This is a genomic window from Nocardioides sp. ChNu-99 (assembly GCF_029493445.1).
Taxonomy (GTDB): domain Bacteria; phylum Actinomycetota; class Actinomycetes; order Propionibacteriales; family Nocardioidaceae; genus Nocardioides.
On sequence record NZ_JAHWBL010000047.1, the window covers coordinates 19013 to 27021 of the forward strand.

Annotated in this window: 9 protein-coding genes; 4 read left to right on the top strand and 5 right to left on the bottom strand. The window is 76.6% G+C overall.

The genetic code is table 11. From position 1 onward, the window contains the following. Positions 1-32: 32 nt before the first annotated feature. The 4 genes from KK617_RS14295 to KK617_RS14310 form a co-directional block, all read right to left on the bottom strand. Complete coding sequence (locus tag KK617_RS14295; RefSeq protein ID WP_277500755.1) at positions 33-1559, bottom strand: SLC13 family permease; 1527 nt, start codon at positions 1557-1559, stop codon at positions 33-35. Continuing rightward, positions 1556-2737 (bottom strand): glycerate kinase, encoded by a 1182-nt coding sequence (locus KK617_RS14300; RefSeq protein ID WP_277500757.1) that lies wholly within the window; start codon positions 2735-2737, stop codon positions 1556-1558. Before KK617_RS14300 ends, KK617_RS14295 begins: the two co-directional genes overlap by 4 nt. Before the next feature lie 135 nt (positions 2738-2872). Beyond that, a complete protein-coding gene (locus tag KK617_RS14305) occupies positions 2873-3913 on the bottom strand; it encodes an LLM class flavin-dependent oxidoreductase (RefSeq protein ID WP_277500758.1) in 1041 nt (346 codons plus the stop codon). 82 nt (positions 3914-3995) lie between these two features. Continuing rightward, positions 3996-4328, bottom strand: a complete 333-nt coding sequence (locus KK617_RS14310) for a YnfA family protein (protein ID WP_277500759.1) — start codon at positions 4326-4328, stop codon at positions 3996-3998. A 138-nt stretch (positions 4329-4466) separates the two neighbouring features. Between KK617_RS14310 and KK617_RS14315 the strand changes: the two genes are divergently transcribed. After that, positions 4467-4766: a hypothetical protein gene (locus tag KK617_RS14315; protein WP_277500760.1), complete on the top strand. Its 300-nt coding sequence runs from the start codon at positions 4467-4469 to the stop codon at positions 4764-4766. A 3-nt stretch (positions 4767-4769) separates the two neighbouring features. Here KK617_RS14315 and KK617_RS14320 read toward each other — a convergent pair whose 3' ends face one another. Further along, on the bottom strand, positions 4770-5069 hold the full coding sequence (locus tag KK617_RS14320; RefSeq protein WP_277500761.1) for a DUF1905 domain-containing protein: 300 nt from the start codon (positions 5067-5069) through the stop codon (positions 4770-4772). 384 nt (positions 5070-5453) lie between these two features. On the opposite strand from KK617_RS14320, the gene KK617_RS14325 reads away from it, so the two are divergent. From KK617_RS14325 to KK617_RS14335, 3 genes are all read left to right on the top strand, one after another. Further along, the gene (locus KK617_RS14325; RefSeq protein ID WP_277500762.1) at positions 5454-6014 is read left to right on the top strand and encodes a dihydrofolate reductase family protein; all 561 of its coding nucleotides are present in this window, start codon (positions 5454-5456) and stop codon (positions 6012-6014) included. Positions 6015-6126: 112 nt separating this feature from the next. Beyond that, positions 6127-7254, top strand: coding sequence for a hypothetical protein (locus KK617_RS14330; protein WP_277500763.1), 1128 nt, complete (start codon positions 6127-6129; stop codon positions 7252-7254). Then, positions 7251-8009 (top strand): ABC transporter transmembrane domain-containing protein (locus tag KK617_RS14335; protein WP_277500764.1); only part of this gene is annotated, 759 nt, incomplete at its 3' end. The genes KK617_RS14330 and KK617_RS14335, both read left to right, overlap by 4 nt.

An 8009-nucleotide genomic window follows, 5' to 3' on the forward strand; every position in this document is an offset into this window, starting at 1 on the left:
CGCCGCGCCGGCCCGGCCCGTGACAGGAACCCTCACAGGGCCAGGCCGGTGCGGCTCCACCACACCTCGTAGGTGACGACGACGAGCGCGACCCAGGCCGGCAGGAGCACCGCCGAGAGCCGCAGCAGGTCGCGCGGCGCGAACCCGTCGCCACGGTCGTCGGCGTCGGCGAACACGAGCAGCGCCTTCGAGCTGACCGGCAGCGTCAGGCAGTAGTCGATGCCGATGCTGACGAGGAACACCACCGCCACCGCGTCGAGGTCGAGGCTGGCGGCGAGGTAGAGCGACGGCGGCACCAGCGCGATGGCCCGCACCGTGTGCGACGTGACGTAGAGGTGCGCCGTGGCGCTCAGCAGCGCCAGCACCGCGACGACCGCGAGCGGCGAGGTCAGCCCCGCCACCCCGCTGAGGGCGAAGAGGCCGCCGACGACCCAGTCGCCCGCGCCCGACGACACGAGCGCCCCGCCGAGCGCCAGCGCGCCGGCGACGAAGAGCACGAGCGACCACGACACCTCGCCGAGCCCCTCCTTCCACGTCATCACCCCGACCGCCGGCGCGCAGAGCGCGAGGGCCGCCAGCAGAGTCACCGTGGCGATCTCGAGGCCGTGCAGCGGCTCGGTGAGCCACCCGGCCAGGGCGAGCCCCAGCACCGCGCCGGCCACCCGCTCCGCACGGCTCCAGGGCGCCCGCTCCGCGGCCGGTACGACGACCGCCCGCCGCCGCTCGTCGCGCCGCAGGAAGAGCAGCTGGACCGCCAGGCAGGTCAGCGCGCTCGCGGCGATCGCGAACGGCATGCCCCACAGCGCCCACGCGGCGTACGAGATCGTCTCCCCCGTCGCCTGGTGCAGCAGGTCGACGGCCACGAGGTGCGAGGTGGCCCCGACGAGCGTGCCGACGGTGGAGACGAGGACGACGCTGGGCACGAGCAGGGCCAGCGCGCGGGTGACCCGCCGCTGCCCGCCCCCGCCGCTCGCGGCCCGCGGCCCGTCGAGGTGCTCGCCCAGCGCGCGGTGCACCGGCAGGAGCACGGCTGCGCGACCCGAGGTGGAGGGCACGAGGAACGCCAGCGGCACGATCGCCGCGGTCACGAGCCACAAGGTGCCGCCCACGGTCCGGGCCCGGCCGACGACGGCGGCCGTGAGCCGCCCCGCGAGGCCCGAGCGGGCCAGCGCCCCGCCCACCACGAAGGCCCCGACGACGAGCCAGACGACGTCGTTGCCGAGCGAGGCGAAGAGGGCGTCCTGCCCGCCGACCGGCACGGTGGCGAGCACGCCGGCGCCGAGTGCGACGTACCCCGCGTCGAGGTCCGTGAGCGTCCACAGCACCGTCGCCACCCCGAAGGCCAGCAGCGCCAGCCGCGCGTCGAGCGACAGCCCGTCGGGCACCGTCACGAGCGCCGCCACGTCGACGACGAGCGCCGCCGCCCAGGTGGTGCGGCCTGAGACCCGCACCCCCGGACGCCGCGGGCCCGGCCGACCGGGCAGCGGCCGCGTCCCCTCCTCGTACGGCGGGTGCTCTCCCACCACGGTGATCGGCCGGGTGTCGACGTCGACGCTCACGCCGCCCCCATCTGGCACCCGATGAGCACGAGGCGCATCGCGCGCTCGGCGGCCTCGGTCAGCAGCTCCGGGCAGCGGGCGATCGACTCCTCCAGGCTCAGCGGCAGCGGCAGGATCGAGGCGACGGCGTCGATGCCGATGTCGTGCACGTGGTGGGCGCGGCGACCGATGGTGCCGGCCAGGGCGAAGACCGGCTTGCCCTGCGCCTTGGCCCGGCGCGCGACCTCAGCCGGCACCTTGCCGTGCGGCGTCTGCTCGTCGACGGCCCCCTCGGCGGTGATGACGAGGTCGGCGCGCGAGATGAGGTCGTCGAGGTCGACGTGGTCGAGCATCACGTCGAAGCGCGGCATGAGGCGGGCGCCGAGGCCCGCGGCGAGGCCCGCGCCGAGCCCCCCGGAGGCACCGGTGCAGGGCCCGGTCGCGAGGTCCACGCCCGCGGCCTGCACGCCGTCGCGGCGCAGCACCCCGGCCCAGCGGTCCAGGGCGCCGGCCAGCAGCTCGACCTGCTCCGGGGTCGCCCCCTTCTGCGGGCCGAACACGCGGGCCACGCCGCGCGGGCCGGTGAGCACGTTGTGGGGGTTGCAGGCGACGAGGAGGTCGACGTCGGCCAGGCGGGGGTCCAGCCCGGAGAGGTCGAGCGAGGCGACGTCGGCCAGCGCGCTGCCGCCCGGCCCGACCTCGGCGCCGCGGCCGTCCCGCACCCGCGCGCCGAGCGCCTGGAGCGCGCCGGCCCCACCGTCGCAGGTGCCGGAGTCACCGCACCCGACGAGGATGCGGCGGGCCCCCTCGTCGAGGGCCGCCCGGATCAGCTCGCCCACCCCCCGGGTCGTCGTCGCGCCGGGGTCGCGCAGCCCGGCGGGCACGAGCCGCAGCCCGGCGGCCTGGGCCATCTCGACGACCGCGGTGCCCCGGGCCTCACCGCCCAGCAGGGCGAGCGTGGCCGTGACCGGCTCGCCGACGGGGCCCGTCACCGTGCGGGTGACGAGGCGGCCGCCGGTCGCCCCGGCCAGGGTGCGCGCCGAGCCCTCGCCCCCGTCCACCACCGGGACGCGGTCGACGACGACGCCGGGGAGGGCACGCCGTACCCCCGCGGCGATGGCGTCGGCCACCTGCTCGGCCGACAGGCTCTCCTTGAATCCGCTGGGGGCGATCAGGACCCGGCCCGGGACGTTCATCATCGGCTGCTCCTCCTCGTGGGCGCGGCGATCGCCGCGCGCTGAGGAGGACGGTGCCGTTCACCCGTGAGACACCTGTGAGTCGTCCATGAGGCACCTCTCACGGAGGCGCCGCGCGAGCCGGGTGGCCGGGCCGCGTCAGTCGGCCAGCAGCTCCCGCACGCGCGGGGCGACCTGCGTGCCGTAGAGCTCGATGGCCCGCATGAGCCGGCCGTGCGGCATCGGGCCGTTGGAGTACTTCAGGTCGAAGCGCTGCACCCCGAGCCCGCGCACGGTGCGGGCGATCTTCGCCGCGACGGTCTCCGGCGAGCCGACGTAGAGCGAGCCGACCTCGATCTCGGCGTCGAACTGCTCGCGGGTCGCCGGGCCCCAGCCGCGCTCGCGGCCGATGCGGTCGCGGTTGGCCTTGAAGTGCGGGAACAGCAGCTCGCGGGCCTCGGCGTCGGTGTCGGCCACGAAGCCGGGCGAGTGCACGCCCACCGGCAGCAGCGGCGCGTCCGCGTCGTCGCCCAGCTCGCGCAACGCGCGGTGGTAGAGGTCCACGTAGGGACCGAAGCGCTCCGGCTCGCCGCCGATGATGGCGAGCATCATCGGGAACCGGTAGTGCGCCGCCCGCACGACCGACTCGGGCGAGCCGCCGACGCCGACCCAGGTCGGGATGTGGCCGGCGGTGGGCCGCGGGAAGACCTCGGCCTCCTCGAGCGGCCCGCGCACGGAGCCGCGCCAGCTGACGGGGCCGTCGGCCTGCAGCGCCGCCCACAGGTCGAGCTTCTCGGAGAAGAGCCGCTCGTAGTCGCCGAGCTCGAAGCCGAAGAGGGGGAACGACTCGGTGAAGGAGCCGCGGCCCAGCGTCACCTCGGCGCGGCCCGGGGCGAGCGCGTCGATCGTGGCGAACCGCTCGTAGACGCGCACCGGGTCGTCGGAGCTCAGCACGGTGACGGCGGTGCCCAGCAGGATGCGCTCGGTGCGGGCGGCGACGGCGGCCAGCACGACGTCGGGGGCGGAGACCGCGTAGTCGTCGCGGTGGTGCTCGCCGATGCCGATGGCGTCGACCCCCACCTGGTCGGCGAGCACGGCCTGCTCGACGACGTCGCGCACGACCTGGGCGTGGGGAACGGGCCGGCCGTCGTCGTCGACGGTAACGTCCCCGAACGTGTCGAGGCCGAGGTGGACGGTCATGGGTGCCTCCGGTGGGTCGGCTGCCGGGCGGTGGCCCGATCTGGTTGCACAGTCAACCACTCTGGTCGTCCCAGGATTCCGATCACCCCTCGCGGGGCGCGTACATGATCACGGCCATCCCGGCGAGGCAGATCGCGGCGCCGGCCACGTCCCAGCGGTCGGGGCGGTAGCCGTCGGCCACCATCCCCCACAGGATCGAGCCGGCCACGAACACCCCGCCGTACGCCGCGAGGATGCGCCCGAAGTGGGCGTCGGGCTGGAAGGTCGCGACCACGCCGTACGCGCCGAGGGCCAGGAAACCGATCCCCACCCAGAGCCAGCCGCGGTGCTCGCGCAGGCCCTGCCACACCATCCAGGCGCCGCCGATCTCGAGCACGGCGGCGACGGCGAACAGGGCGAGGGAGCGGGCGACCACGCGGTCAGGCTAGGCCGTCGGGGAGCGGGCGGGATCACGGTGGAGAGGCCCTGCGGCGGGGGCGGGGGGTGTGGCACGATCAGCCGCGGGTCCGCGATCGCGACCCACCCACTGCAGCACCGAGGGGTCACGGGGGCCATGCACACGACCGACGCACGCGACGGGGGCGACGACATCGTCCGCGAGTACGTCGCGCTCGACCGCGCCCTGCGCCGGCTCGAGGCCGTCGACGCCGGCCAGTCCGCGGGCCTGCGCCTGCAGCTCTACCGGGCGCGTGCCGCGTTCCACCGCAGCGGGGCCCGGGGGCAGGCGGTGTACGCCGACACGCTCGCCGTCCTCGGTGCCGCCTGCGCGAGCGCGCTGGTCGAGGCGGGCCACGGCGACGCGGCCCCCGAGCGGCCCGTCACGCACGACGCTCGCGACACCTCGTCGCGCTGAGCCTCAGCCGATCCGCACGCCCAGCGTCACCACGTCACCCAGCTCCACGCCCTCGGCGCGCCGCAGCGCGACCTTGAGCGGCACGACGTACCCGCCGTCCTTCGCGAACAGGGACGTCGGCAGCGTGGTCGCGCCGAGCGTGACGAGGGCCGGGATCATCCCCCAGCCGTAGGTGACGACCGCGGCGAGCGCCCGGATCTCCTCGGCGTCCTCGGGCCCGACGGCCACGAAGTGGAACGGCGCGGGGCCGCGCCACCAGAACACCTCGCCGGTGACCTCCAGCTCGAGCATCGAGGGCTGCATGGCGGCACGGTACGGCGGGGGCCCACCCGCCGTACCCCGTTCGTGGTGCCAGCGCCGCGGAAAGTGCGGCGCTCCCACCACGAACCGGCGCGCAAGGAACACCCGGCCTGCTCAAGGTCGGCCCCGCAGGCTCAAGGCCGAGCGGTGGACGGTTGCGCAACCGTTGTGGCGCTCTCGCGCCGCGCTGGTGGCTGGGGGCGCACAGTGGGGGTGGGCCCGCGGTGGTGTCCAGCAGAGGGCCTCGCCGCGGGCCTCTCCACGTCCCGGGCGGGAGCGCGCCCGGCCCGCGTCGTCCGGTGACCCGCGATGAGTTCCGTCGGCGGCGGCGGTCAGACTCGCCGTACCGCACCCCCCGCCCCCGGCGGGCCACCGAAGGAGAGAGCCATGCGCCCCCTGGTCGTCACCGAGTTCATCAGCCTCGACGGCGTCGTCGACTCCCCCGGGGGCGGCGACCACCCGCACGCGGGCTGGACGTTCGCGGAGGTCCCGTTCGAGGAGGCGGCGTACGAGATCAAGGGCCGCGAGACCGAGGCCGCGACCGCGCTGCTCCTGGGCCGGGTGAGCCACGACGAGTTCGCGCCGGTGTGGCCGCAGATGGAGGAGTTCGCGGAGTACAACGCGATGCCGAAGTACGTCGTGTCCACCACCCTGGAGGGCTCGCCGTGGAACAACATCCTCGTGCTGCGCTCCCTCGACGAGGTCGCCGCGCTCAAGCAGACCGACGGCGGCGAGATCCACGTGCACGGCAGCGCGACCCTGGCGCAGGGCCTGGCGGCGGCCGGCCTCGTCGACCGCTACCACCTCCTCACGTTCCCCGTCGTGCTCGGCGGCGGCAAGCGCCTCTTCCCCACCGACGGCCCGGGGGCGACGACGCCGCTGCGGCTCGTCGAGCACGCGGCGTACGCCAACGGCGTGCAGCTCTCGGTGCTCGAGGTGCAGCACTGACCGCAGGACGGGCCTGACGCGGCACGGGCCGTTCACCTGCGCGTCGCTCGGTGAGAACAGGTCTCACGGAAGCCTCACGGTCGCCTCATCCGGCGCCCCCAGGCTCCTCGTCATGACCACCCTCGCCGCGCCCTCCGCCGCCGCCGACCGGACCGTCCGCACCCTCGACCCGCGCCGCCTGCGCGCCGCCAAGCTCGCCTACACGACCCGCCACGTGGCGGGCGACGTCGCGACGAGCGGCACCGGCTACTCGCTCGTGTCGGGGGCCGGCGTCGTCCCCCGCGCCGGCGACGTGGTGCTCGCCCGGGTGACGTCGATCGGCAAGCACACCCGCCTCGAGGGCCCCGGCTCGCGCCGCCAGCTGCTCTTCCCCGGCGACGAGGTCGTGGTGGCGTACGGCGCGCGCTACGCCCCCGACCAGTTCCTCGCCGAGGTGCCGGGCGACCTCGGTCCCTGCCACCTCGTCGCGGCCGGCGGCCTCGCGGGCACCGTCGTCGAGCAGCACGCGGCGATCGCCGAGGCCACCGCGATCGAGCCGCTGGGACTGCTGGCCGACGCCGAGGGCGTCGTGACCCTGGCGCGGACCGCGCCGTACGGCGTGGACGCCCGCGGGCGCCTCGGCGACCGCCCCGCCGGCGGCCCGCTGGTCGTCGCCGTGCTCGGCACGTCCATGAACTCGGGCAAGTCGACGACGCTCGCGTGCCTCGTCAACGGGCTGACCGCGGCCGGCCTCGTGGTCTCCGCCGGCAAGGCGACCGGCACGGGCGCGGGCAACGACGCCCACCTGTTCCGCGACGCGGGTGCCACGCGCGTCCTCGACTTCACCGACTTCGGCCTGCCCAGCACCTACCGGCTGCGTCCCGCCGAGGTGCGCGGGCTGTGGAGCGCGCTCGTCGACGAGCTGGCGCTGGACCGCCCCGACGTGGTCGTCGTCGAGCTCGCCGACGGGCTCTACCAGGGCGAGACCTCCGCGCTCGTGGCCGACCCGTCGTTCGCGACCGAGGTCGACGCCGTGCTGTTCGCCGCCCAGGACGCGATGGGCGCGGTCGCCGGCACGACGGTGCTGCGCGAGCACGGCCTGCCGGTGGCCGCCGCGTCGGGTGTCGTCACCTCCAGCCCGCTCGCGACCGGCGAGACGCGCCGCGCGCTGGCCGCGGCCGACGTGCCGGTGGTCGGCACGTTCGACCTGTGCGACCCCGCCGTCGCGACGCGCCTCGTGCGCGCCCGCGCCGCGGCGTGAGCCCCACGACCCGGCCGACGGCGCCGTCCACGGCCCCACCCCCGCGGCTCCCGGCGCTGCTCGTCGGGCGGCGGCGGGGGCTGGTGGGGCTGCTCGTCGCCACAGCCACGACCCAGGCCGCGCTGACGGTCGCCGTCGCCCTCCTCGTCGGGGCGCTCGTCTCCGCGCCCCCGGGCGGGACGACGCCCGTCGCCGCCGGGCTCGTCGTCGTGCTCGCCGCGGCGGGGGGCACGGCGTACGGCGCGCGCGTGCTGGCCGAGCGGCTGGGGCAGGACTACGTGCACGAGCTGCGGGGCCGCCTCGTCGGCGCCGCGCTGCGGGGCGCCGGCGCCCGCTCGCTCGGCATCACGATCGCGCGCACCACCAACGACCTGACGGCGGTGCGGGGCTGGGTCGCGGAGGGCATCGCGCCGCTCGTGGCCGCGGTGCCGCTCGTCGCGGGCTCGCTCGGCCTGCTGGCGGCGCTGCACCCCCGGCTGGCGCTGGCCGCCGGCGTACCGCTCGTGCTCCTCGTCGCCGCCCTGCTCGCGGTGACGCCCCACGCCTACGAGCGGGCCGCCGCGCTCCGACGGCAGCGGGGTCGGCTCGCAGGGCGGGTCACCGACAGCCTCCGCGCCCGCGACGGCATCGTGGCCGCCGGCGGCGAGGAGCGCGAGCTGCGCCGCGTCGCCCGCGACAGCCGGCGGGTCGGTACGGCGGCCGTCGCCCGCGCGCGCACCGCCGGGCTGCTCCAGGCCGCGTGCCTCGTCGCCGGC